The organism is Roseovarius sp. SK2, from assembly GCF_028807495.1.
In the GTDB taxonomy this organism is placed as follows: Bacteria; Pseudomonadota; Alphaproteobacteria; order Rhodobacterales; family Rhodobacteraceae; genus Roseovarius; species Roseovarius confluentis.
In genome coordinates this window covers 149,090-172,261 of sequence record NZ_JARAMK010000010.1, presented here as the reverse complement: position 1 = coordinate 172,261, position 23,172 = coordinate 149,090, and the positions used below count along the sequence as shown (strand labels likewise).

Annotated in this window: 23 protein-coding genes; 12 read left to right on the top strand and 11 right to left on the bottom strand. The window is 62.1% G+C overall.

Translation table 11 applies throughout. The features are described 5' to 3' along the window. Window positions 1-2: 2 nt before the first annotated feature. The 5 genes from PVV74_RS17925 (at window position 3) to PVV74_RS17905 (ending at window position 3,951) form a co-directional block, all read left to right on the top strand. Entirely contained in the window at window positions 3-704 is a 702-nt protein-coding gene (locus PVV74_RS17925; protein WP_274594183.1) for an endonuclease/exonuclease/phosphatase family protein, read from the top strand. Window positions 705-776: 72 nt separating this feature from the next. Then, on the top strand, window positions 777-1,190 hold the full coding sequence (locus tag PVV74_RS17920) for a Fur family transcriptional regulator (protein ID WP_103761123.1): 414 nt from the start codon (window positions 777-779) through the stop codon (window positions 1,188-1,190). A gap of 84 nt (window positions 1,191-1,274) precedes the next feature. Next, window positions 1,275-2,153: a DMT family transporter gene (locus PVV74_RS17915; protein ID WP_103761122.1), complete on the top strand. Its 879-nt coding sequence runs from the start codon at window positions 1,275-1,277 to the stop codon at window positions 2,151-2,153. A gap of 99 nt (window positions 2,154-2,252) precedes the next feature. Beyond that, window positions 2,253-3,530 carry a phosphopyruvate hydratase gene (eno, locus tag PVV74_RS17910; protein WP_103761121.1) on the top strand — a complete coding sequence of 426 codons (1,278 nt, stop codon included), beginning with the start codon at window positions 2,253-2,255 and terminating at the stop codon, window positions 3,528-3,530. Between the two features lies 1 nt (window position 3,531). After that, window positions 3,532-3,951: a cupin domain-containing protein gene (locus PVV74_RS17905; RefSeq protein WP_274594182.1), complete on the top strand. Its 420-nt coding sequence runs from the start codon at window positions 3,532-3,534 to the stop codon at window positions 3,949-3,951. On the opposite strand, the gene pgi is transcribed toward PVV74_RS17905, so the two are convergent. Genes pgi through zwf form a run of 3 tightly spaced genes read right to left on the bottom strand, consistent with a single transcriptional unit; the run spans window position 3,948 to window position 7,705 of the window. Continuing rightward, on the bottom strand, window positions 3,948-5,543 hold the full coding sequence (gene pgi, locus PVV74_RS17900; protein ID WP_103761119.1) for a glucose-6-phosphate isomerase: 1,596 nt from the start codon (window positions 5,541-5,543) through the stop codon (window positions 3,948-3,950). The two genes, PVV74_RS17905 and pgi, sit on opposite strands and share 4 nt — an antisense overlap. A 39-nt stretch (window positions 5,544-5,582) precedes the next feature. Further along, complete coding sequence (gene pgl, locus PVV74_RS17895) at window positions 5,583-6,254, bottom strand: 6-phosphogluconolactonase (protein ID WP_274594181.1); 672 nt, start codon at window positions 6,252-6,254, stop codon at window positions 5,583-5,585. Continuing rightward, the gene (gene zwf / locus PVV74_RS17890) at window positions 6,251-7,705 is read right to left on the bottom strand and encodes a glucose-6-phosphate dehydrogenase (protein ID WP_274594180.1); all 1,455 of its coding nucleotides are present in this window, start codon (window positions 7,703-7,705) and stop codon (window positions 6,251-6,253) included. The genes pgl and zwf overlap by 4 nt, the downstream gene beginning before the upstream one ends. 128 nt (window positions 7,706-7,833) lie before the next feature. On the opposite strand from zwf, the gene PVV74_RS17885 reads away from it, so the two are divergent. Next, window positions 7,834-8,787 (top strand): radical SAM protein, encoded by a 954-nt coding sequence (locus PVV74_RS17885; protein WP_274594179.1) that lies wholly within the window; start codon window positions 7,834-7,836, stop codon window positions 8,785-8,787. Between the two features lie 114 nt (window positions 8,788-8,901). Then, window positions 8,902-9,603, top strand: coding sequence for a M48 family metallopeptidase (locus PVV74_RS17880; protein ID WP_274594178.1), 702 nt, complete (start codon window positions 8,902-8,904; stop codon window positions 9,601-9,603). Window positions 9,604-9,624: 21 nt separating this feature from the next. On the opposite strand, the gene PVV74_RS17875 is transcribed toward PVV74_RS17880, so the two are convergent. From PVV74_RS17875 to PVV74_RS17855, 5 genes are all read right to left on the bottom strand, one after another. Then, window positions 9,625-10,170: an RSP_2648 family PIN domain-containing protein gene (locus PVV74_RS17875; RefSeq protein WP_274594177.1), complete on the bottom strand. Its 546-nt coding sequence runs from the start codon at window positions 10,168-10,170 to the stop codon at window positions 9,625-9,627. Then, window positions 10,167-11,363 (bottom strand): RSP_2647 family RNA methyltransferase, encoded by a 1,197-nt coding sequence (locus PVV74_RS17870; RefSeq protein ID WP_274594176.1) that lies wholly within the window; start codon window positions 11,361-11,363, stop codon window positions 10,167-10,169. Before PVV74_RS17870 ends, PVV74_RS17875 begins: the two co-directional genes overlap by 4 nt. Window positions 11,364-11,382: 19 nt before the next feature. Next, on the bottom strand, window positions 11,383-12,036 hold the full coding sequence (locus PVV74_RS17865; RefSeq protein WP_274594175.1) for a DUF6778 family protein: 654 nt from the start codon (window positions 12,034-12,036) through the stop codon (window positions 11,383-11,385). 126 nt (window positions 12,037-12,162) lie between these two features. Then, window positions 12,163-12,426 carry a hypothetical protein gene (locus PVV74_RS17860; RefSeq protein ID WP_103761111.1) on the bottom strand — a complete coding sequence of 88 codons (264 nt, stop codon included), beginning with the start codon at window positions 12,424-12,426 and terminating at the stop codon, window positions 12,163-12,165. Further along, entirely contained in the window at window positions 12,419-15,205 is a 2,787-nt protein-coding gene (locus PVV74_RS17855; protein ID WP_274594174.1) for a glutamine-synthetase adenylyltransferase, read from the bottom strand. The genes PVV74_RS17860 and PVV74_RS17855 overlap by 8 nt, the downstream gene beginning before the upstream one ends. A gap of 207 nt (window positions 15,206-15,412) precedes the next feature. Here PVV74_RS17855 and PVV74_RS17850 point away from each other — a divergent pair, with 207 nt between their 5' ends. The 5 genes from PVV74_RS17850 (at window position 15,413) to PVV74_RS17830 (ending at window position 19,303) form a co-directional block, all read left to right on the top strand. Further along, window positions 15,413-15,871, top strand: a complete 459-nt coding sequence (locus tag PVV74_RS17850) for a DUF2852 domain-containing protein (protein ID WP_274594173.1) — start codon at window positions 15,413-15,415, stop codon at window positions 15,869-15,871. 69 nt (window positions 15,872-15,940) lie between these two features. Continuing rightward, the gene (locus PVV74_RS17845) at window positions 15,941-16,390 is read left to right on the top strand and encodes an RDD family protein (RefSeq protein WP_274594172.1); all 450 of its coding nucleotides are present in this window, start codon (window positions 15,941-15,943) and stop codon (window positions 16,388-16,390) included. Window positions 16,391-16,475: 85 nt separating this feature from the next. Further along, the gene (locus PVV74_RS17840; RefSeq protein ID WP_103761107.1) at window positions 16,476-17,306 is read left to right on the top strand and encodes an arginyltransferase; all 831 of its coding nucleotides are present in this window, start codon (window positions 16,476-16,478) and stop codon (window positions 17,304-17,306) included. A gap of 140 nt (window positions 17,307-17,446) precedes the next feature. Continuing rightward, window positions 17,447-18,457 (top strand): serine hydrolase domain-containing protein, encoded by a 1,011-nt coding sequence (locus tag PVV74_RS17835; RefSeq protein WP_274594171.1) that lies wholly within the window; start codon window positions 17,447-17,449, stop codon window positions 18,455-18,457. A 129-nt stretch (window positions 18,458-18,586) separates the two neighbouring features. Continuing rightward, window positions 18,587-19,303 (top strand): DUF1194 domain-containing protein, encoded by a 717-nt coding sequence (locus PVV74_RS17830; protein WP_425061862.1) that lies wholly within the window; start codon window positions 18,587-18,589, stop codon window positions 19,301-19,303. A gap of 8 nt (window positions 19,304-19,311) precedes the next feature. Here PVV74_RS17830 and PVV74_RS17825 read toward each other — a convergent pair whose 3' ends face one another. The 3 genes from PVV74_RS17825 to PVV74_RS17815 all read right to left on the bottom strand — a co-directional run bounded on the left by PVV74_RS17825 (window position 19,312) and on the right by PVV74_RS17815 (window position 23,172). Beyond that, window positions 19,312-19,854: an AAA family ATPase gene (locus PVV74_RS17825; protein ID WP_274594169.1), complete on the bottom strand. Its 543-nt coding sequence runs from the start codon at window positions 19,852-19,854 to the stop codon at window positions 19,312-19,314. Between the two features lie 73 nt (window positions 19,855-19,927). Then, window positions 19,928-22,282: a TRAP transporter large permease gene (locus PVV74_RS17820; RefSeq protein WP_274594168.1), complete on the bottom strand. Its 2,355-nt coding sequence runs from the start codon at window positions 22,280-22,282 to the stop codon at window positions 19,928-19,930. Further along, entirely contained in the window at window positions 22,282-23,172 is an 891-nt protein-coding gene (locus PVV74_RS17815) for a TRAP transporter small permease subunit (RefSeq protein ID WP_274594167.1), read from the bottom strand. Before PVV74_RS17815 ends, PVV74_RS17820 begins: the two co-directional genes overlap by 1 nt.

The following is a 23,172-nucleotide window of genomic DNA, read 5'->3' as shown; positions in this document are numbered from 1 at the left end:
GCATGAACGAACCCCGGCTGAGAATTGCAACTTACAACCTGCAAAAATGCGTGGGCCTGGACATGCGCCGGCGACCAGATCGCAGCCTTCAGGTGATCAACGCCCTGGGCGCCGACATCGTGGTCTTGCAGGAAGTCGACAAGCGCTTACCGCCCCGGCCCGCAGCCCTGCCTCATAACCTTGTGGAGCGTGACGGCTGGCACATCCTGCCATTCGGCGCACCGGGTGGATCGCTGGGCTGGCATGGGAACGCAATGCTGGCGCGGCACACCCTGTCGCTCAGGCACACACGGCATGTTGAACTTCCGGGGCTGGAGCCGCGCGGTGCGGTGATGGCCGAGTTCGAGACCAGTCTTGGTCCCTTGCGGGTCGTTGGCGTGCATCTGGGGCTGGTCCGGCGGTACCGGCTATTGCAGATGAAGGCGGTGATGCGGGCCGTTGCACGGTGCGAGACGATGCCGCTCGTACTGGCGGGCGATTTCAATGAGTGGCGTCCCCCCGCCGCGCTGCGAGGTGCAGCCAGCAGCGTGGAGTTCGTGCCGACACCGGCCAGTTATCCGGCGATACGCCCTGTGGGGCGGCTGGATCGGATCGCCCATTCTGCCGAGCTTGAAGTCGCAGCAACTGGCGTCCACTCGGACAAGCCCGCGCATATCGCCTCGGACCATCTGCCCGTCTGGGCGGACCTGACACGGCAGCGCTAGTGGGTAGCAAAAAGCTGGATTTCCGATATCACACCCGTTATCCAACGCTCCGAAAACGCGAAGAAGGCCGTAATGACAGACACCATCATCGACCGTTGTGAGGCGAAGGGCTTGAGGATGACCGACCAGCGGCGCACCATAGCGGCGGTGCTGGAATCCTCGGACGATCATCCCGACGTGGAAGAACTGTATTCTCGCGCGAGCGGTCGTGATCCGAAGATTTCTATCGCCACCGTCTATCGCACAGTGAAGTTGTTCGAAGAGGCCGGGATCATCGACAAGCTGGAATTCGGGGATGGGCGCGCCCGCTACGAAGACGCCGAGCGTGACCACCACGATCACCTGATCGACATGCATTCCGGCGAGGTGATCGAATTTGTCGATCCGGATATCGAGAAATTGCAGGAAAAGATCGCCGCCAAGCTTGGCTACAAGCTGAAGGGCCACAAACTGGAACTCTACGGCGTTCCGATCCGGAAGGACTGATCCGGCTCCGGCTTGCCGACTGACTTGTATCGTCCCGAAAAGCCGCCTATTGCGGCAGGGGAACTTTCAGGCGGTACGGTGATCATGGACAATCTTCGCGGAATAGTGCTGGTGATCCTGTCCATGGCGGCCTTCACCGTCGAGGACATGTTCATCAAGAAAATGTCGGCGGATATTTCAGTTGGTCAAATCCTGATCTTCCTCGGGATTGGCAGCGCGTCGATCTTCGCGGTCGTGTCCCGCCTGGGCGGGCACCGTATTTTCGTGCGGGAAGCGTGGCGCAGGCCCTTCCTGCTGCGCGCAGGGTGCGAGGCCGGGGCGGCGCTGGCCTTTACCACAGCGCTGTCCCGGGTCGATATCTCGGTCGTGGCCTCGGTGTTTCAGGCGACGCCGCTGTTCATCACCATGGGCGCAGCGCTTTTTCTGGGCGAGGACGTGGGCTGGCGCCGGTGGAGCGCGATTCTGATCGGGTTCTGCGGCGTGCTGCTTATCATCCGCCCGGGCCTTGCCGGTTTCGACCCTTCGGCGTTGCTGGTATTGGTGTCCGTGGCCTGCGTGGCCGCGCGCGACCTTATCACCCGGCGCATCGATGTCGCTGTGTCCTCGGCCGTGGTGTCGTTCCAAGGCTTTGCCGCGGTGGTACCGGCCGGGATTCTACTGATCCTGCTTGGGCCACAGACGCTATCACCGTTGACGCCGCAGCTGTGGGCGATGATCGGAGGCGGCATGGTTTTCGGGGCTTTGGGGTATTACGGGATCGTTGCAGCCATGCGCATGGGCGATGCGGCGGTGGTCACGCCGTTCCGGTATACCCGCCTGCTTTTTTCACTGATCGTGGGGGTCGTGGTCTTTGCCGAACGGCCCGACAGCCTGACGTTGCTGGGGGCAACGCTGATCATCACCACCGGGCTTTACACTTTTCTGCGCGAGCGGCGGTTGGCCCGGCGGGCGCGGACTACCTGAACGGTCGAAAGATTGCGCGACACCGCCATGCGTCGCAGTTCCCATCCACGCGCGTTCTTGCTATGGGACCTGCAACTGTATTTTGCCAAAGGGTCTCTCATGAGCATCATTCTGGATATCCACGCACGCGAAATCCTCGACAGCCGCGGCAATCCGACAGTCGAGGTGGACGTGATCCTCGAAGACGGCACCATGGGCCGCGCCGCCGTTCCATCTGGCGCATCCACAGGTGCCCATGAAGCGGTCGAAAAGCGCGACGGCGATGCCGCCCGCTACATGGGCAAAGGCGTACTGGAGGCCGTGGCGTCAGTGAACGGCGAGATTGCCGACGCGCTGGCGGGGTTCGATGCAACGGAACAGGTCGCGATCGATGAGGCGATGATCGAGCTTGACGGCACCCCGAACAAGGGCCGGCTGGGCGCTAACGCCATTCTCGGCGTCAGCCTTGCCGTCGCCAAGGCCGCGGCCGATTTCGCCATGCAACCGCTCTTTCGTTATGTCGGTGGCACGTCGGCACGTACCCTGCCGGTGCCGATGATGAACATCATTAATGGCGGCGAACATGCCGACAACCCGATCGACATCCAGGAATTCATGATCATGCCGGTCAGTGCGGGAAATATTCGCGATGCCGTGCGCATGGGGGCAGAAGTCTTCCACACGCTGAAGAAAGAGCTATCCAGCGCGGGGCTGTCGACCGGGATCGGCGACGAGGGTGGCTTTGCCCCGGACATCGCCTCGACCCGCGATGCGCTGGATTTCATCCTGCGGTCGGTCGAAAAGGCCGGCTACAAGCCCGGTGAGGATATCTACCTTGCGCTTGATTGCGCCGCGACCGAATACTTCAAGGACGGGAAGTACGAGCTTGCGGGCGAAGGTAAATCCCTGTCGTCAGAAGAAAATGCGGCGTACTTGGCGGCACTTGTGAACGACTATCCGATCATCTCGATCGAAGATGGCATGTCCGAGGATGATTGGGACGGCTGGAAGACCCTGACGGACCAGATCGGTGACAAGGTGCAGCTGGTGGGTGACGATCTGTTCGTGACCAACCCCACGCGCCTGTCGGACGGGATCAAGCGCGGCGTGGCAAACTCGATGCTGGTCAAGGTCAACCAGATTGGCAGCCTGACCGAAACGCTTCAGGCGGTCGAAATGGCGCATCGCGCGGGCTACACAAACGTCATGTCGCACCGGTCCGGCGAGACCGAGGATGCCACAATCGCCGATCTTGCGGTGGCCACCAATTGCGGTCAGATCAAGACCGGGTCGCTCGCCCGCTCGGACCGGCTGGCAAAATACAACCAGCTTATCCGCATCGAAGAGGCGCTTGGCGACACGGCGATCTATGCCGGGCGCTCGATCCTGCGGGACTGACGTGACAGCCGACGAGATCATAGCCGCCCTCGATTTGTCACCGCATCCCGAGGGCGGGTTCTTTCGCGAAACATGGCGCGCGTCCAACGCAGGGCGTGCCCATGGCACGGCGATCTATTTCCTGCTGCGGGGCGAGGACACCAACCAGTGGCACAAGGTGGACGCGGCCGAGATCTGGCATTTCTACGCGGGCGCGCCGCTGGTCCTGTCGATCTCGGAAAGTGAGGCCGGGCCCGCGCGGGACACGGTGCTTGGCCCGGACCTGACCGACGGTCAGCGGCCGCAGGTCATCGTGCCCCCCGGCGCCTGGCAGATGGCGCGGTCGACCAGGGACTACACGCTGGTCGGCTGCACTGTCTCGCCCGGCTTCGAGTTCGAGCATTTTACGCTCGCGCCTGACGGGTTCGATATTCCGCGCTAGCCACGGATCGCTTTCAGGAAGGCCAGAAGGTTTTGCGTCGAGCCGTCCTTGTCTTCGGGTGCGGCAGCGCCCGCAACCATTGGCTCCATCTCCTTCGCCAATTCCTTGCCCAACTCAACCCCCCATTGATCGAAGGAGTTGATGCCGAGGATCACCCCCTCAACGAAGACCCGGTGCTCGTAAAGAGCGACGATCTGCCCAAGCCGATAGGGCGTAAGTCTGTCATAGACCAGAGTGGTCGAGGGGCGGTTCCCTGGAAAGACACGGTGCGCGGCCTGCCGTTCCAGCTCCGCGCCTTCAAAGCCCGCGTGGCGCATCATGTCGCGTGCGGTGTCGATGTCCCGGCCTCGCATCAACGCTTCGGACTGAGCGAGGCAATTGGCGATCAGCAAGCGGTGATGGTTATCCAGCGAAGGCTCGTATCCCCAGGCGGCGACCATGAACTCGCAGGGTACCACCTGGGTGCCCTGGTGGATCAACTGGTAGAACGCGTGCTGTCCGTTGGTGCCGGGCTCGCCCCAGATTATGGGCCCCGATCCGTCTTCCACCGGTTCGCCCTGCATAGTCACGCCCTTGCCGTTGCTTTCCATCTCCAGCTGCTGAAAATAGGCGGGCATGCGCGACAAGCGCTGATCGTAGGGCAACACTGCCCGCGTGGGATAGCCGCAGGCGTGACTGTGCCATAAGCCAGTCAGCGAAAGCATCACCGGCATGTTCCGTTCAAGCTGTGCGGTCCTGAAATGAGTATCCATCGCGGCACCGCCGGCAAGAAATGCGTCGAATTCCTCCGGTCCGACGGCCAACATCAGCGACAGCCCGATCGGCCCCCACATAGAATAGCGACCGCCGACCCAATCCTCGAAACCGAACACGCGCTCAGGCGCGATACCGAACGCCTTGGTCTTGTCCAGAGCCGTGGACACGGCCACGAACTGAGCATTGGGGTCCCCTCCACCAAGCTGCACCCAGGCCTTGGCGGTCTCGGCGTTGGTCATCGTCTCGATGGTGGTGAACGTCTTTGAGGCGACGATGAAGAGCGTCGTCTTCGGCTCCAGCCCGTCGAGGCAATCGGCAATATCCGCCCCATCGACGTTCGACACGAAGTGACAGCGCGGGCCGTCATGATAAGGACGCAGTGCCAGCGTGCCCATTTCTGGGCCGAGATGCGAGCCGCCGATGCCGATATTCACCACGTCGGTGATCTGACCGCCCGCACCCTTGTGCTGCCCTGAGCGCACGTCTTCGGCAAAGGCGCGCATGCGGGACAGGACGTCGCGGACGCCGGGCATCACGTCGTGCCCGCCCGCCTTTATCACTGCGTCGGCCCGTGCCCTGAGCGCCACGTGCAGAACCGCGCGCCCTTCAGTTTCGTTGATCGGCTCGCCTGCGAACATCGCGTCCCGCCGCTCTGCAACATTGCGGTCCGTGGCCAGTTGCAAAAGTCGCTCACGGGCCGACTCGGTCATCGAGGTCTTGGCGTAGTCGAACAGCATCCCATCGGCCTGGACCTGGAACCGAGTCGCCCGGTCGGGCGATTGCAAGAGATCGCCGATCGGCGTTCCCGTCTCAGACTTCAGCGCCGCCCAGGTCATGTGGTCTCCTCCTGCGTTGTCGCGATGGACTGCCCGGCACTAGGGCGCCCAGTGCACATCCATTTCTTCAAGGATCGCGGCCACGGGAGCCTGCTCGGGCCGGCAGGTGCGAGCGCGCTCGACAGCCTTGCGCTTGTCCTCGCCGGTGATCACCAGGTGCTTGGCCACCGCCGCGTTCAGCACCCGGGCCGACAGGCTGATCCGCACATCCTCGACCTTGCCAGGTCGCAGGGGAACCAGTACCGGCGCGTCATGTGCCAGCGCCGCGTCCAACCCGTCGGTGCCTGGAAAGAGCGAGGCGGTATGCATGTCCGCACCCATGCCAAGAAGTAGAACGGCGATCGGCAGGCGCGGCTGGATGACGGCTTCCAATTCGGCAAGCACCGCCTCGGGCGCCTCGGCGCGGGCATAGAGCGGCAGGTAGCCGGCCTTGGCGGCACGCCCCACCAAAAGCCGCTCGCGCAGCATCCGGGTGTTGGAGCGGATGTGCACCTCGGGCACCCAACGTTCGTCGCTGAGGCAGATATCGATCCGCGACCAGTCTAGGTCGGCGTCGCACAGCACATCGAATACCGGACCGGGCGTACTGCCCCCCGGCACGACGAACAGTGCGCGGTCGTCATGTTCCAGCGCCGTGTTGAGATCCCCGGCAAGCTGGTTGGCGAGGTTGATCGCCATCATCTCTTCGTCAGCGTATTCGATCAGCCTCATGCGCGTATCTCCCGCCAGCGGCGGCCGTCGCGGTGCATCAGCATCAGCGCATCATCGGGCCCCGAACTTCCCGTGGCATACGTAAGCGGCGCGCGGGCCGAGTCTTCCCAAAGCCCGATGATCGGGTCGATCCACGCCCAGGCAGCCTCGACCTCGTCGCCGCGCATGAAAAGCGTCTGGTTGCCGCGGATCACGTCCATGATCAGACGCTCATAGGCATCGGGGAAATCGGCCTCTTCGGGTCCCAACGCCTCGGCGAAGGTCATGTCGAGCGGCACGTCAACCAATCGCATACCGCCCGGCCCCGGCTCCTTGATGGTCACGCCCAGTTCGATCCCCTCGTTTGGTTGCAGCTTGATCGTCAGGATGTTGCGGTGACGGCCGGCATCGGCGCCGAAGATGGAATGCGGCGCGTCCTTGAAGACCACGGCGATCTCGCTGGCCCTTTCACGCAGGCGCTTGCCCGTACGCAGGTAAAACGGCGTGCCGGCCCAACGCCAGTTGCTGATCGTGGCGCGCAGGGCCACGAAGCTTTCGGTCATGCTGTCGCGGTTGCCGACCTCGTTGCGATAGCTGCCGGACTGGCCACTGCCTTCGTACTGGCCGCGCACCGCGTCCTCGGGCGCGACGGGGTCCAGCGCGCGGATCACCTTGAGCTTTTCATCGCGCACCGCGTCCGGGTCGAACTTGGCCGGAGGCTCCATCGCGATCAGGCACAGCAGTTGCATGATATGGTTCTGCATCATGTCCCGCATCGCGCCGGAGCGGTCGTAGTAATCTCCGCGCCCGCCGACGCCCACGTCCTCGGCCACGGTAATTTGTATGTGGTCGACATACTGGCTGTTCCACAGCGGCTCGAACAGAGTGTTGCCAAAGCGGATCGCCATGAGGTTCTGGACCGTTTCCTTACCAAGGTAGTGATCGATCCGGTAGATCTGGTGCTCGTCGAAATACTCGGCGATGGTTGCGTTCAGCGCCTTGGCCGTTTCGAGGTCGCGGCCAAAAGGTTTTTCCACCACGATCCGGCAATTCGGGCAGTCCATGCCGTATTCGTGCAGCCTGTCGGCAAGATCCCCGAACAAGCTGGGCGCGACGGAAAAGTAAAAGGCGCGGATTTCGTCGTTACGTAGCATGGAAGTCAACTCGGACCAACCGGCGTCGCCGCGGGCATCGATCGTCACATAGTCGAGCTGTCGCAGGAAGCTGTCGAGATGCTCGCTGTCTTTCGCGGCCTCCGGCTCGAACTCCATCACGGCTTTTCGGGCGAAATCTCGATAAGCGGCGGCATCCATGTCGCTGCGCGCTGCGCCGATCACGCGGGCATTGTCGCCCATCTGGCCCGCCCGGAACCGGCGGAACAGGCCGGGCAGGATCTTGCGCTGCGCCAAATCCCCCGTGCCCCCGAAGATCACGAGGTCAAAGGGGTCGACCGGAATGACGCGAGATACCATGTTTTTCTCCTGAACTCGGTGCAAGTCTAGGTGGCGATCACGAAGGTGTCACCTGCCCGAACTCGACTTTCAAGGGAAGAAAGGACAGGTTATGGGCGAAAGGCAAATGAAATTCGGAAGATAGACAGATGAAAGATGTAGCAGCCCCCCGTGCGAACGGTGGAAAATTCATCGACCCGAAGGTCACTGCGGATGGTGAACCGAGGGCGCATGTCGCGCTGAGCAAGCCACAGACGCTTTGGTTCAATACCGGAACGCTGTGTAACATCACCTGCGCGAATTGCTATATCGAAAGTTCTCCGGAAAACGACAGTCTTGTCTATATCACCGCGGCCGAGGTCGAAGACTACCTTGATCAGCTGGACACGCGCGCCTGGCCTGTCGGCGAGATCGGGTTCACCGGCGGTGAGCCCTTCATGAACCCACAAATGGTCGAGATGACCCGCGCCTGCCTGTCGCGTGGCTACGAAGTTCTTATTCTGACGAATGCAATGCGTCCCATGATGCGCAGGCACGTACAGGACGGCCTTAGAGCGCTGCACGAAGAGTTTGGTGAAAAGCTGACCCTGCGCATCTCGGTCGATCATCACTCCGAGTCGCTGCACGACGAGGAGCGTGGCAAGGGCAGCTTTGCCCGGACGCTGGAAGGAATGCACTGGCTTCGACAAACTGGGATCCGCATGGCCGTAGCGGGCCGGAGCCTTTGGAACGACAGCGAGGCCGAGTCCCGCGCGGGCTATCAGGCGTTTTTCGACGCGCATGGGTTCGACATCGACGCACACGACCCTGCAACGACTGTTCTGTTCCCGGAAATGGACGAAAGCGTCGAGGTTCCCGAAATCACCACCGGCTGCTGGAACATCCTCGGGAAATCGCCGGACAGCGTGATGTGCGCGTCTTCCAGAATGGTCGTCAAGCGCAAGGGCGCGGAGCGGCCCTCCGTGCTGGCCTGCACCCTTCTGCCTTATGACGCGGAGTTCGAACTGGGCGAAACACTGGCGGAGGCCGAGGGCGACGTGGCACTGAACCACCCCCATTGCGCCAAGTTCTGCGTGCTGGGGGGCGCCAGCTGCACGGGCTGACCGGAACTCGGGCCTCGTGCCCTTTTGCAAATCTCCAGAGTTGCGTGGTCATTCTGGATATCAGACGGCGATGCGTCGCTTGCCCCGCCCGGCGACAGGGCCCATATCTGTAGAATGATCAAGTTCACCCCGATCCTTCTGGCAGTCCTCTATGCCGTGGTCATGTACCGCTTCTCGGTCTGGCGCACCAAGCGAGAACTGGACGCACGTTCGACCGAACTGGCGGATCCCAAGCTGACGCCGCTCTTCACGCGGCTGGCCAAGGCGCTCGACCTGCCGCGGATCAAGGTGCATATCTACGAGATCGATCCGGTCAATGGGTTGGCCGCGCCGGACGGGCGGATCTTCATCACGCGGGGCTTTTACCGCAAGTTTCTTTCCGGAGAGGTCTCGGCAGAAGAGATGACAAGCGTCATTGCGCATGAGCTGGGCCACGTGGCGCTTGGTCATTCGCGCCGCCGGATGATCGATTTTTCGGGTCAGAACGCACTGCGTACCGCGCTGGCGATGGTTCTATCGCGGTTTTTGCCCGGTATTGGCGTCTGGCTCGCCAATGGCATGGCTTCGTTGCTTGCGGCACGGCTTTCGCGCGGCGACGAGTACGAGGCCGATGAATACGCCGCCGCCTTGCTGACAAAGGCGGGAATCGGCACCGCGCCGCAGAAGTCCCTGTTTGAAAAGCTGGAGGCCCTGACCCAGTCGCGTGCGGGCGCCATGCCGGCCTGGCTGATGAGCCATCCCAAGACGACTGAGCGGATTGCCGCGATCGAAAAGCTTGAAACGCGCTGGAACGGCTTGCCCGAGACACGGGACTAGTGGCCGGCGACGCCGCGGGATTCAGGCAAAGGCCAAAGCTTTACCCAAACGTGGCAACCGCGCTTTCTTCATCAGGCGTCTGATGTCCCAGTCTTCGCCGCTGAGGCGCCGTGCGTCGGCCAGCACCGCCCCGCCGATTTCCTGCATCAATTCCGGCGTTGCTTCGAAAACGCCGAGCAGGAAGGTATCGGGATCGGCCCGGTTTACGCCTTCCTCGGCCAGGATGTTGCGTGGAAAATCCTTGGCGTTGACCGTCAGGATCAGGTCGGCGGAGCCGGCGATGGCGGCCGCCAGCACATGGATATCCGCAGGGTCCGGCAGCCATAGCCGCGCTTCCAGCGACGGCGGCCAGGACACCTGCGCGTCGGGCCACTCGACAGCCAGCATCGCCGCCTCGGCCTGGGCCTGCGCCATGCCACCGGGGCCAAGCTTGACAACCGCGCGTTGCCACTCCTCGATGATGCGGGCAGACCAGAGCGGTTTGAAAACGCCCCGTTTCGCGGCGCCAAGCAGCATCTGGCGCATCACGGTAGGGTAGATTACGCAGGTGTCGAGAACCGCCTTCATAACCGGAAGAAGAACGCCTTGAGATACCCGCTTTCGGCCAGTTGCGGATGCAGGGGATGGTCCGGACCCGCAAAGCCGGTGTGGATGAGCGCACCCTCGCGCCCGGCCCGGCCGATGCCCCGTGTGCAAGCCGTGCGAAACTTGTCGAGTGTCGCGGCATGAGAACAGGAGCAGAGCCCCAGATACCCGCCTGCCGCCACCAACGGGGCCGCCAGCCGCGCGACCCGCTCATAGGCGCGCAGGCCCTTTTCCAGCGCCTGCTTGTTCGGGGCAAAGGCCGGTGGATCACAGATGACCACGTCAAACCGTTCGCCCTGTTCGGCGAGGGCCGTCAGCACGTCGAAGGCGTCGCCCCGCCGTGTGGCGAAGCTTTCCGAAAGCCCCATACGCGCGGCCCCGTCCCGGGCCAGATCAAGTGCCGGTTGGGAGCCATCGACTGCAAGCGCCCCGGACGCACCGGCCGCAAGCGCAGCGAGGGAAAAGCCGCCCACGTGGCTGAACACGTCGAGCACGCGACTGCCCTGTGCGAGTGTCGCGGCAAAGGCGTGATTAGGTCGCTGGTCGTAGAACAGCCCCGTCTTCTGCCCGCCAATGACGTCGGCCATGTAGGTGGCTCCGTTCATCTGCACCGGTAAAGGACTGTCGGGCAAGTCGCCCACAAGAGCCAGCGTAGCGTCATCAAGGCCTTCCAGCGCGCGGGCACGCCCAGACGCGTTCTTGATCACGCATGTAACGCCGGTGACGTCGACCAGAGCCGCCGCGATCTGCGGTAGCAGCACATCGGCCCACGCCGCGTTGGGCTGGATGACGGCGACGGAGTCGAAGCGATCTATGATTACGCCGGGCAGACCATCCGCCTCGGCATGCACCAACCGGTAGAAAGGCGCGTTGAACAACCGGTCGCGCATCTCGAAGGCGAGGCGCAGTCTGGTTTCCAGCCAGGATTGATCAATCCGAGCGTGAGGGTCACGGTCCAGCACCCGTGCCATGATGCGGGACTTGGGATTGACCGCGACCGTGGCCAGCGGTGTTCGCTCGGCGTCTTCCAGGACCGCCACAGTGCCGGGCGCCAGTGCTTTGGTCCGGCGGTCGGTCACGAGCTCATTATCGAAGACCCAAGGAAACCCGTGCAGGATGGCGCGGGCCTGCACTTTGGGTTTCAGACGTATGGAAGGCAAAGAGGACGGCGTCATGCCGTCCCCTTAAGCCGTTTCAGTTTTCGTTGGAAGCACCGAGTTGATTCAGCGCACCCATCAAGCCCAGGTTTGCCGCCTGGTAACCCTCGGGGCTCGTCAGCTGGCGCTGGATCACCGAGGCAAGGTGATTGGTGATCCGATATTTCTGGGTGATGCCCTGCTGCTCCGCCTTGATTGCCGCTTGCCCTCCAAGCGCCTTGAAGTCGGCCTTTACGAATTGCGGCTTGCCATATGCGACGCCGGTCTCGGGATTGCGCAGAAGCATGTGGAATTGCAGGGCATGAACGCCACCAACGGTATAACGCGCCTTTTCGGTCAGTGCGTGAAAGCGCGTGACCTGGATATCCAGGACCGCCGGTACATGGCCGGGTTGCATGGCGTTGACGCCCTGCTGCATCGCCGCCTCGAAGATCGCCTTGACCTGTGCGTGCCGGTCGCCCGCAGGGTCTTCGCGCCAGACGATGTCACCGCCCGGAAGGTACCGGTTGGCTTCGGAAACCCTGAGAGACTTCGGAACATTGACCCGGATTTCCTGGATCGCATAGGCTGGCGCAGCCACGGCGACCGAAGGAGTCTCAAGCGAGGCATTCCGTGTTGCCGTCTCGGGCGTGGAGCAGCCCGCGACGGACAGTCCCACGATGAGTGCTGCGATAGCTTGACGGGTCTTCATGTCATCCTCCTAGCGCGATTTCAGCGCATTGGTTGGAGACATTTTGTCGAGTAATTGAGGCGAGTTTTCGGCGGTCTCGGTACTTAATCAAGATTCCGCAAGGCCGGAAAACGCGACCATGGAGCGTCAGCGTCCACGCCCGCGCCAGCCGCCGCGGCGCTTTGGCGCCTCAGTCGATTTCAGGCCTTCATTCAAAACGGCGGTCATCGGGTGGTCCGGGTGCTGCGTGCCGTGGCGCTCGATTAGGCCCTCAAGCAGCACTTTCATATCGCCATCGCCGTCAATCGAAAGCGCCCAGTCCAGAAAGATCGAGCGGCATTCGCCAGGCGTAATGCCCTCAATATTGTAGGACTCCCGGATCAACCCCTTTGGGTCTAACACGTCAGCCATCTTCGGTTCCTCGCTTCAATGCAGCATCAATCACTATGGCGGCGTCTGCCGTACGCCGTTGCAGTTCTTCGCGCAGGTCAGCCATATTTTCCTGCGCGGTCTGCCGCAGGACGAAAGCCTTTGCCCCGGCGCCAAGCACATCTTCGTCGATGGGTTTATCGCCCAGCAGGCGCGCCGCCTGCGTCACTTTCCAGCAAAGCGCGTAAGCAGCGCCGAGCGCAATTTCTTCTGCGTCAGTTAACCAACCGGCGGCGACACCGGCGGCCAATCCAGCCTCGACACTGCGTTCGGGCCGTCCGGCAAGCAGGCATCCAGCCTGTGCCACTAGCTCGATCTCCTGCATCCTCCCGTCGCCCAGCTTGGTGTCCCAAGGACCGCCGGACGCTTTGGCGGACTTGATGCGCGCTCGCATCTGCGCCACTTCCCTCAGAACGATTGCGGCATCCCCTTTTTGCTGCAACAACTCACAGCGGAATGCCTCGACATCTTCCGCCAGCGCGTCGGGACCGGCCACGACATGGGCGCGCGTCAGCGCCAGATGCTCCCAGACCCAGGCTTGCTCTTGCTGGTAGGTCTGAAACGAGGCCCAGCTGGTGGCGACCGGCCCCTGATTGCCCGAGGGACGCAAGCGCATGTCCACCTCGTACAGCCGGCCTTCGGACATAGGCGCCGTCACGGCAGTGATCAACGCTTGGGTCAAGCGCGCATAGTAGGGCCGTGTTGCCAGCGGCCTGCACCCATCGGAGCCTTCGACCCCTTCGGAATCGTAGATCACGATCAGGTCGAGATCAGAACCCGCGTTGAGTTTGCCCGCCCCCAGAGAGCCCATCCCCAAAACCACGGCCCCGCGCCCGGGTGGCGGGCCGTGCTTCTCGGCGAACTGGGCGCAGACCACACTCCAAAGTTCGGCGAGGATCACCTGCGCGAGATCGGCATACTGCGCACCGGCCTTGTCGGCGTCGATCAGGCCGCGCAGGAGGTGGACCCCGGTGCGGAAATGCCACTCCTTCAGCCAGCGGCGGGCCGCGTCCAGCTTGCGCTCGTAATCGTCTTCGCGGTCCAGCCGCGCAGCAAGTTCACGGCGCAGATGTGCCCTGTCTGGCCAAGGTGCGAAGAAATCCCCGGCGATCACCGCGTCGAACACGCCCGCATGGCGCGACAGGTAGCTGGCCAGCGCTGGTGACACACCCGCGATATCGACCATCAGGTCGATCAACTGGGGATTGGCCTCGAACAATGCGAAAACCTGAACGCCCGCAGGCAGACCAGCCAGGAAGCCGTCGAACGCCACCAACGCCTCCTGCGGGTTGGACGACCGATTGAGACGTTCGAGGATCTCCGGCCTCAGCCGGTCGAAGATCGTGTTCGCGCGCTCGCTGCGAAGGGCCGGATAACCTCGCCAACGGGCGATAATATCCTCGTCCAGACCGTCGACCGCGACCGGCTTCTCGGCGCCGCTTTCGGGAGCAAAGAACCCCTCAATCAGATCGTGCACCTGTTGCAGCCGTCCGGTCAACTCGTCGCGAAAATCGGCCAAGTCGCGGTCGCAGAGCGCCGCGAGCCGCGCCCAGCCCTCAGGTTGCTCTGGCAGGACCTGCGTCTGCGCGTCGCGCACCATCTGAAGGCGGTGTTCAACCTCGCGATGCGCCCGGTAATGCTCGGACAGTGTCTCTGCCGCGTTCTCGGGAACCCAATTCTTGTCCGCCAGCCGCTCCAGTCCAACGACTGTGCCGCGGACCCGCAGGTCCGGGTCACGACCGCCAGATATCAACTGGCGGGTCTGGGTGAAGAACTCGATCTCTCGAATACCGCCCCGACCCAGCTTCATGTTGTGACCGTCGAGCCGGATGGGACCGTGAAGGCCCTTATGCTCGCGGATGCGTAGACGCATGTTATGCGCGTCCTCGATGGCGGCGAAATCTAGGTGCTTGCGCCAGACGAAGGGACGCAGCGTATCGAGGAACCGCGTGCCGGCCGAGATGTCGCCCGCCGCGGGACGCGCCTTGATGTAGGCCGCCCGCTCCCATGTCCGCCCAAGGCTTTCGTAATAGGTTTCGGCAGCGCCCATTGCCATGCAAACTGGTGTTACGTTGGGGTCGGGGCGCAGGCGCAGGTCGGTGCGGAAGACGTAGCCGTCGGCAGTCCGGTCGTTCAGCGTCGCAGCCATGCGGCGGGTCGCCCGCACGAAGCCGGCCCGCGCCTCGTGATAGCTGTCGCCATCGAACCGTTCTTCGTCGAAAAGACATATGAGGTCGATGTCGGAGCTGTAGTTGAGCTCGTGCGCGCCCATCTTGCCCATTGCCAGAACGACCATCCCGGCGGCCTCTTCCAGCGCATTCTCGTCCTGACCCGGTATCTTGCCGCGCCGCAACTCGGGCAGCAAAGCCGCGCGCAGCGCCTGGGCCACGGCAAGGTCCGCGAACCGCGTCAGGGCGCCGGTCACCTGTTCCAGCGTCCAGACCCCGGCAAGATCGGCCAGCGCGATCATCAGCGCGACCCTGCCCTTGGCCCGGCGAAGGCACGGTCCCACCTCGTCCATGGGAAACTCCGCAACCTCCTCCATCAGGGCGTCGAAGACGGCCTCGGGGTCGTCGAAGACTTCCGGCAACCATTCGCGCTCCTTGATACAGAGAGCTTGCAGAAACGGGCTGCATCCCGCTGCGCCTTCGACCAGTGCCGCGAGCTCGGACGGCAGGTTCGGAACTGCATCGCGCGCCTCCAGGCCGGGATCGGCTTCGAAGGGGCGCGGGCAACGTGTCATGCGGTCGGAAAAGCTCATGGATGCAGTGATACACCCTTGGCAGGTCCGGTCAACGACCCGCTTGCCGATGAAAACAACAAGTGGGAACGTCGAGAATGGCGCACAGATCGCGCCATGTGAAAATAATTTACATTACCCCTTGCACGCGTTGCGCCTGTTTCCCATCTCTTCAATGTAAATGCAATTCACATACTGCCCTTACACAACGTTCGAAAGGACCCAAGGATGAGCACATATACCTACAATTCACCCCATAGCGGCATAACCAGTTGGTTCGTCCGCTCAGAGGCATGGCTTGACGAGAAAGGCAAAGCTGCTTGGATCGCGGTTCTCGTGGTTTCGTTGATCGTCTTTTGGCCCGTTGGCCTCATGCTGTTGGCCTACATGATCTGGAACAACAAGATGTCCTGCCCGTCCGGTCGGACCTCTCGTCGCAGGATATCACGCCCGATGAACGGGTCCTCCGGAAACAGCACCTTCGATGCCTACCGCGACGAGACCCTGCGCAGGCTGGAGGAAGAGCAGCAGAACTTCGAGGCATTTCTCGAACGGTTGCGGGCCGCCCGCGACAAGGCGGAATTCGATCAGTTCATGGAAGACCGCGCCCGAAAGGCAGAGTCCGGTGACGATACCGAAGATCAAGGCGACGAAGAACAAGAACGTGGCGCCGCGCCCGCCAGCTGACCCACCGAAATCCCGTGCCCCCGGCGCCGAGACCCTTCAAGGCGCTTGGGGCGAACCTATATGATACGAATGAGTGATACGACCTGGCATATCCCCGACCCCGACAGTCAGCCCGACTTCTACGCAGACGTCCCGTTAAAGCGATTTTTGGCATGGCTGGTCGACAGCGTGCTGATACTGGGCTTCTGCGTGCTGGTGCTGCCGTTCACGGCCTTTACCGGTCTGTTCTTTCTTCCGGTCCTGTTTCTTTCCATCGGCCTGATCTACCGCACGGCCACCATAGCGCAAGGATCAGCAACTTGGGGTATGCGCCTTTTCGCGGTCGAGTTCCGAACGGCATCCGGGCACCGCTTCGACGGCTTGATGGCGTTCTTGCATTCGATGGGGTTCACGTTTTCCTGTGCCGTACCCCTGGCGCAGCTTGCCTCGGTCCTGTTGATGCTAACGGGGTCGCGGGGTCAGGGCCTGACCGACCTTGTCCTTGGAACCGTTGCGATAAACCGACGAGCGGCTTCCTGACGCCGCGCCGACGGCGCCGGATTTGACCTCTTGGCGCAGCGTCACATCGTTGTTATCGTCGGTTCCGAAAGTTGCGAATTCTGCCATGCGTCACACTCTTCCCATCGCGCCCCAGTTCTATGTGACGGCGCCCCAGCCCTGCCCGTATCTCGAAGGCCGGATGGAGCGGAAATTGTTTACGGCCTTGCAGGGTGACGGAGCGCAACGTCTCAATGACACGCTTTCAAAACAAGGCTTTCGTCGGTCGCAAAACGTGCTCTATCGCCCGTCTTGCGCGGACTGTGCCGCCTGTCTTTCGGCACGGGTGAATGTCGAGAATTTCACTGCGTCGCGCAGCCAACGCCGCACCATCAAGCGCAACCAGCGGCTCGAGCGCCGCGCCACGTCACCCTGGGCCACGGAGGAGCAGTATGCTCTGTTTCGAGAATATCTCGAGGACCGGCACGCGAATGGCGGCATGGCTGACATGGATACGTTCGAGTTCGCCGCGATGATCGAGGAAACGCCAATTCGCACGCGCGTCGTGGAATACGCCGACCAGGAAACAGGCGACCTGGTCGCGGTGTGCCTGACCGACGTGTTCGATGACGGTGTCAGCATGGTCTATTCCTTTTACGATCCGAACCGACCGCGCGACAGTCTCGGCACCTATATAATCCTCGATCACATCGAAATCGCCCGCGAGGCCGGCCTACCCTATGTCTACCTTGGATACTGGGTGCCAGGCAGTGCGAAGATGGGGTACAAGGCCGCGTTTTCCGGGCTGGAGGTCTACTCGGGTGGCGAGTGGCAGAAGATGCATGATCCCGAGGATTTCGAAGCGCACCGACATCCACTCTCGAACGATCCGATTGCCGAGCAAGTCGCGAATATTTCGCTGCCCGACGGCAAGCCCCTGCGCAACAAGAAGTACTGAGGCGCCAAGGGGTTCTTTCGCGTCCCGGGGACGCACGATCCGAACACGTTCACGTGTTTGACGGCTATTCGATGTCCCTGCCCTCTGGCCCTTCGCACGGTGCGTGATATCTGGTGAACTTCCCAGAAAAGCGAGGTTGCATGTCCTGTCTTAGTCGTCGCCATATTCTTGCCGGTGCCGCCGCATTTGCCGCATGGCCCGCCCGTGCCCAGCCCGCCGAATGGCGCGGCGTGGCGGATGTGGCGGGTGCGCTGGATCAATGTCATGCCGTCATGATCCACCAGCACGGCGCTGAGGTGTTTTCCGAGGCGTTTCGCGGTCCCGAGATCGGGACGCCAGTCCCGATAAAGTCGGTGTCAAAAACCGTCGTTGCGGCGCTGACAGGGGCCGCGCTGGACCGCGGCGAAATACCGACACTGCAGACCACTATCGGCCAACTTGCCCCCGGCCTGATCCCCGCAAACGCCGAGCCGGGCGTTTCGGATATATCGGTCGAGAACCTCGTGACCATGCAAGCCGGGCTAGAGCGAACATCAGGACCGAATTACGGAGAGTGGGTCAGCAGTTCGAATTGGGTCGCCAACGCCCTGTCGCGCCCGTTCGAGACGGAACCCGGCGCGCGCATGCTATATTCGACAGGCTCGTTCCACGTGCTGGGTGCGATCCTGTCCGAAATCACCGGGCAAAGCCTTCTGCAGCAGTCGCGAGAGCGGCTAGGTGCGCCGCTTGGCATCAGCATCCCGCCTTGGACCCGCGATCCGCAAGGGCGCTATCTTGGCGGCAACGAGATGGCGCTCAGCCTGCCCGCGATGATCCATTTCGGCGAGATGTACCGGCGCGGCGGCATGTGGGACGGCACGCGCGTGTTGAGCGAGGACTGGGTCACCCGGTCTTTCGATCCCGTCACACGCTCGCCATGGTCCGGGCTGCGCTATGGCTATGGCTGGTTTCTTGGACAGTCAGACGGAGATGATTTCGCCCTTGCGCGCGGATACGGCGGACAGGTGATCTGCATAGTGCCGGGACTGGGCCTGACTATCGCGATCACGTCTGATTCCACACGCCCTGCGCGCAGTGTCGGTTATTTCGGAGACCTGATGCAGCTTATCCGCGGAACCATCCTGCCGCTGGCCCGGGGTGACAGGACCTGAGCGCGGTACTGACGCCCGGTTCGCCTGTTTTCGCATCATGGGACCACGCAACGCCTGTCCACACGCGGATGTGACCACGGGCGGCTTGCCCTGATGCGGTTTGCAGGGAAAAGTTGTCTCATGCGCATCATGGCATTTTTCTTTTGCTGGCTTGCGGGTTCGGCTCTTGCCGAAACCCGCCAAGAGGTCGGACTGGAACTGGTCCTGCTGGCGGATGCGTCTGGGTCAATCGACGACATGGAGCTGTCCTTCCAGCGACAGGGCTACGCGACCGCGATAACGGACCCAGAGGTTTTAAAAGCCATAGAGCAATCGCTTTATGGCAATGTCGCGGTGACCTATGTCGAGTGGGCCACCAATACCGCCGTTGTCGTGCCGTGGACCGTGATCGACGGCGACGCCACCGCACAAGCCTTTGCCGACGCGCTGGACGGTCCGCCGCGTCAAGCTTATGGCAGCAACGCCATTGGTGGCGCTCTTCTTGATGCAAAGCGGTTGATCGAGTCCAACGACATCATCGCGCCCCGTGCGGTAATCGACTTTTCCGGGGACAGTATCCGTAACTCCTCGGGTCCTTCCATCGCTTCGGCCCGGGCCGAGGTTCTGGCGGCAGGGATCGTCATCAACGCCCTGCCGATCCTGCGGCCCGAAGACGGTCGCCGCGCCGGGGCGAACCTAGAGGAAGAATATGCCAAACGCATCATTGGCGGTCCCGGTGCCTTCATGGTGACGGCCGAGGGTCGGGACAGTTTCGCACGCACCGTGCGGCGCAAGCTTGTACTGGAGATCTCCGGGCGGACACCGGACCCCGACCGCGGCCGTATTGCCTTGATCCCAGCTCAGTAGGCATCGTTTCAACCCAGGTGGTTCAGAACGAATGCGGTCCGCTCAGCGACACTAGTTTTGGGCAAAGACACAATCGTGTAGCCAAGCCGGTCATATGCTTTGCACAGCCGGTGATACTCTTCGATCGCCACGTCAAAGCCGTGGCGTCGCGCGTTGTCGGATTTGTAGATCTCCGGCCAGGGCGGGGCCACGAATACCTTTTGGTGAAAGCGTTTCGCGGGCGCCATGGTGACGGCCATATCTATGCCCGCGGCATGCTCCAGCGCAACGGCAGCGTCGATCAATCCGCGATCAAAGAACACCCAGCCTGTATCGCTGGCCACGTCGGCCCGGTCCTGCAGGGCCATATCCACCGCTCGCCGGGCAAATGCGGTGGGATCGACCCAAGGTAAGGCCACGCCGCGGCCGCGCGTCTCTTCCGCAACGATGCGTCGCCCGGGTTCGGGCACGGTGCTGTACCCGGTGCGGCCAAGCGCCGTCAGCAGCGTTGACTTTCCCCCACCGGAGCATCCGGACAGGATAACATGCCTTGTATTTGCTTCCTGTGTCATTTGGTGCGCTGCATTTGTCGGGAATGAAAGCGCCCGGCGATGCCCGAGCCCTTGTTATGTTGGCGATGCCGGGTCAACCGCTCAGCAGATCCGGGAAGATCGTGACGATATCCGGGAAGAACCACAGTATCGCCAGACCTACGACCTGGATTAGCACGAAAGGCGCGACACCGCGGTATATGTGCCCGGTCGTGACCTCCTTCGGCGCCACCCCCCTTAGGTAGAAGAGCGCGAAGCCGAAAGGCGGTGTCAGGAACGAGGTCTGCAGGTTCACCGCAATCATGATCGTCACCCATTTCGGATCAAAAGTTCCGCCGTAGATCACAGGCCCCACGATCGGGATCACGATGTAGATGATCTCCAGGAAGTCGAGCACGAAGCCGAGTATGAAGAGCACCAGCATCACGATCAGGAATACCTTGTATTCGTTGTCGAACGAGCGCAGGAACTGCTGGATGTAATGCTCGCCTCCGAAGGAGATCACCACGAGGTTCAGAAGCTGCGAACCGATCAGGATGGTGAACACCATGCTGGTCACCTTCGCCGTCTCGCGCACGACCGGGCTGAGTATGCCGCCGGCGAAGAGTACCCAGCAGGCGAAGAGCAGCCCGAAAAGAGCGTACAGATACGCCGCCTGAGCGACGAAAAACGCGATCCAGCTCTCGGCCGAGGCGCCCTCGACGTTGATCCGCAAGTCGAAATTGATGCCGACGATGATCGAGATGACTATCGCGAAGGTGGCGAAGATAATGATCTTGCCCGAGCGCTCGTCGTCCTTCAGCTTGCGGTAGGCGGCCAGCATGATCGCCCCGCCCGCACCCAATGCGGCGGCCGGTGTGGGGTTGGTGATGCCCCCGAGTATCGAGCCCAGTACCGCCACGATGAGAACCAGCGGCGGAAAGACCACGCGGATCAGCTCGTTCTGGGCCAATCGCGCAGCGCCATGGGCACAACCGTAAAGCGCCAGCGCAACGGGGATCGCCAAGATCGCGAAGGTCGCGCCCGCACTCCATTGCGGACCGATCAACAGGATGTCGACCAGAAGACCAAGCGTGATCCCGAGCGCCCCCACGATCAAGGGTGTTGGGCTTGCAGATGGAAGAACGCCGCGCGCAAGGGCCAGGACGAGGGAGAATATCAGCATCATAATCGCGATGCCGGTTCCAATCGGTGCCGCGTTCTCGACCTTTCGGGCCAGCATTTCGGCCTGTTCTTCCTCGGACAAGCGGACGCTTTGGGTCACGCCACCGGACTCGTCGATGGATTTTTGCTCGGCCACGGCGCGGTCCCAGGCGGCCTGTCCGTGCAGTTCGATCATCGCTTCCTTGCAGTCGGGGCCGACGCTGGTGCGCAGGCTGGCGCTTTGACCCTGGTCGCTGAAGCTGTCGATAGTCGTGCTTTGGCTACCAATGATATTCATCTGCCCCAGCACCAGCATGCCGGCAACCAGCGCAACCGGGATCCCAAGAAACCAGGTGAACGCCTCGCCGCGGGTGATGGCCTCTGCGTTGGTGGCACCCAGCTCGACCGCGGGCGCCTTGCTGGGGTAGACCAGAGCATAGCCGAAGGCATAAAGCGCATAGAGCAGCGCCAGAAGGATGCCCGGCAGCAGAGCCGCCTGGAAGAGCGTGCCGACGGACACCACTGCAGGTTCCCCCAGGTAGGTCAGCGCGTCGGTGCAGCCCACCTCCTGCGCGCGCGCCTCCTGCGAGACCGAGTAGAGGTCGCCAGCAAGTGTGCCAAGAAGAACGATCACGATCGAAGGCGGAATGATCTGCCCCAGCGTGCCCGAGGCCGCAATAACGCCGGTGGCTATTTCGGGGCTGTAATTGCTGCGCAGCATGGTGGGCAGGCTGAGCAGCCCCATGGTGACCACCGTCGCGCCCACGATCCCGGTCGAGGCGGCAAGGAATGCACCGACGACGACCACCGAAACCGCAAGCCCGCCCGGCAGCGGCCCAAATACCCGCGCCATGGTTGTCAAAAGGTCGTTTGCGGTTTTCGACCGTTCAAGCGTGATTCCCATCAGCACGAACATCAGCACCGCCAATAGCGTTTCGATCGACTGACCGGCGAAGACGCGTTCGTTCATCCGGTTGACGATGAAGCTGACGTTGCGATCAAGCGCGGTTTCCCATCCCTGCGGAAATACTGGCTCGCCCACCCTTGGCAGGTCGGGATATCGGAAGATCGAAACGGTTTCGGGCTTTACTCCCGATCCGACGAGGGTGCGATACGCCTCGCTTCCGGTGTCGATCGCCTGGTGGATCAGCAGGCCTGCACTGTCGAGCCCCGCGATGATCGCAAAGGAAATCGCACCCGCACCGCCGATGGCAAAGGCCACCGGAAACCCGGAAAGTATGCCACCGAAGAGACATAGAAATACGATGATCAGGCCGACCTCGACGCCATCAAGTCCAAACAACATCAGTGTGTACCCTCATAGGCTTCTTCGCCTTGTCCGAGGTTATCCTTGTCGAGGTACCTGCCCTCGCTTTCCGGCCCCTCCTTGAACTCCAGATACGAGCGGTAGAAAAACGCTATGGCTTGGATAAAGACCATACCCGCGAATGCGACCGTCAGGATCTTGAACAGAAAGTAGCCGTTGAACCCATTCGGGCTGAACCCGATCGTCTCGACGTTCCAGCGGACCGCACGCGCCTTCATCATAAGCCGGTCGAGCGTGTCAGACGCCGACGGCTTGGGAGTGATCAGATGCCGCCACATGAAATACCAGCCGTACATCCAGACCAGCACGGCCATCGGCGCCATGAAGATCAGGCTTCCGATCATGTCGATGATCCGCTTTGTGCGAAATTTGACGGCGGCATAGAACAGATCGACCCGCACGTGCCCGCCTTGGACGAACGTGTAGGTACAGCACAGGGCGACGACGAGCGCGTTGTGAAACTTGAGCATCTCGGCCCACCAGCTGATGTCGTAGGACAACGGGATGCCAAAACCGAACGAGATGTCGGGCCGCACGAAAATCCTTTGGACGAAGACAATGATGATCTGCTGGATCACCATGATCAGGCCGGCCCAGGCAAAGATGCGCCCGGTGATGTTGGCAAACCCCTCCATCACACGCACACAGCCCCACATGAAGCCGTTGCGCCAAAGACCGATCACTGTCAGCACCAGAACGAAGGTGAACACGACAAAGAAAAATTCCACCGATCCGCCGTAATAGACGAACCGCATGATCGCTTCCTTGTCTGCCCAGTTCAGCCAGCTGGCGGGATGGGTGACGGCATAGGCCAAGTTGTAAAAGGCCAAGCCGATATTTTGGAAAAACCAGAGAAGAGCGTCCAGCAT

What these genes read in the sequence shown, in the direction of transcription:
- PVV74_RS17925 (WP_274594183.1), top strand. Translation starts at nt 3, where the DNA reads ATGAACGAACCCCGGCTGAGAATTGCAACTTACAACCTGCAAAAATGC.
- PVV74_RS17920 (WP_103761123.1), top strand. Translation starts at nt 777, where the DNA reads ATGACAGACACCATCATCGACCGTTGTGAGGCGAAGGGCTTGAGGATG.
- PVV74_RS17915 (WP_103761122.1), top strand. Translation starts at nt 1,275, where the DNA reads ATGGACAATCTTCGCGGAATAGTGCTGGTGATCCTGTCCATGGCGGCC.
- eno (WP_103761121.1), top strand. Translation starts at nt 2,253, where the DNA reads ATGAGCATCATTCTGGATATCCACGCACGCGAAATCCTCGACAGCCGC.
- pgi (WP_103761119.1), bottom strand. Translation starts at nt 5,543, where the DNA reads ATGACCTGGGCGGCGCTGAAGTCTGAGACGGGAACGCCGATCGGCGAT.
- pgl (WP_274594181.1), bottom strand. Translation starts at nt 6,254, where the DNA reads ATGAGGCTGATCGAATACGCTGACGAAGAGATGATGGCGATCAACCTC.
- zwf (WP_274594180.1), bottom strand. Translation starts at nt 7,705, where the DNA reads ATGGTATCTCGCGTCATTCCGGTCGACCCCTTTGACCTCGTGATCTTC.
- PVV74_RS17885 (WP_274594179.1), top strand. Translation starts at nt 7,834, where the DNA reads ATGAAAGATGTAGCAGCCCCCCGTGCGAACGGTGGAAAATTCATCGAC.
- PVV74_RS17880 (WP_274594178.1), top strand. Translation starts at nt 8,902, where the DNA reads ATGATCAAGTTCACCCCGATCCTTCTGGCAGTCCTCTATGCCGTGGTC.
- PVV74_RS17875 (WP_274594177.1), bottom strand. Translation starts at nt 10,170, where the DNA reads ATGAAGGCGGTTCTCGACACCTGCGTAATCTACCCTACCGTGATGCGC.
- PVV74_RS17870 (WP_274594176.1), bottom strand. Translation starts at nt 11,363, where the DNA reads ATGACGCCGTCCTCTTTGCCTTCCATACGTCTGAAACCCAAAGTGCAG.
- PVV74_RS17865 (WP_274594175.1), bottom strand. Translation starts at nt 12,036, where the DNA reads ATGAAGACCCGTCAAGCTATCGCAGCACTCATCGTGGGACTGTCCGTC.
- PVV74_RS17860 (WP_103761111.1), bottom strand. Translation starts at nt 12,426, where the DNA reads ATGGCTGACGTGTTAGACCCAAAGGGGTTGATCCGGGAGTCCTACAAT.
- PVV74_RS17855 (WP_274594174.1), bottom strand. Translation starts at nt 15,205, where the DNA reads ATGAGCTTTTCCGACCGCATGACACGTTGCCCGCGCCCCTTCGAAGCC.
- PVV74_RS17850 (WP_274594173.1), top strand. Translation starts at nt 15,413, where the DNA reads ATGAGCACATATACCTACAATTCACCCCATAGCGGCATAACCAGTTGG.
- PVV74_RS17845 (WP_274594172.1), top strand. Translation starts at nt 15,941, where the DNA reads ATGAGTGATACGACCTGGCATATCCCCGACCCCGACAGTCAGCCCGAC.
- PVV74_RS17840 (WP_103761107.1), top strand. Translation starts at nt 16,476, where the DNA reads ATGCGTCACACTCTTCCCATCGCGCCCCAGTTCTATGTGACGGCGCCC.
- PVV74_RS17835 (WP_274594171.1), top strand. Translation starts at nt 17,447, where the DNA reads ATGTCCTGTCTTAGTCGTCGCCATATTCTTGCCGGTGCCGCCGCATTT.
- PVV74_RS17830 (WP_425061862.1), top strand. Translation starts at nt 18,587, where the DNA reads ATGGCATTTTTCTTTTGCTGGCTTGCGGGTTCGGCTCTTGCCGAAACC.
- PVV74_RS17825 (WP_274594169.1), bottom strand. Translation starts at nt 19,854, where the DNA reads ATGACACAGGAAGCAAATACAAGGCATGTTATCCTGTCCGGATGCTCC.
- PVV74_RS17820 (WP_274594168.1), bottom strand. Translation starts at nt 22,282, where the DNA reads ATGTTGTTTGGACTTGATGGCGTCGAGGTCGGCCTGATCATCGTATTT.
- PVV74_RS17815 (WP_274594167.1), bottom strand. Translation starts at nt 23,172, where the DNA reads ATGCTGGACGCTCTTCTCTGGTTTTTCCAAAATATCGGCTTGGCCTTT.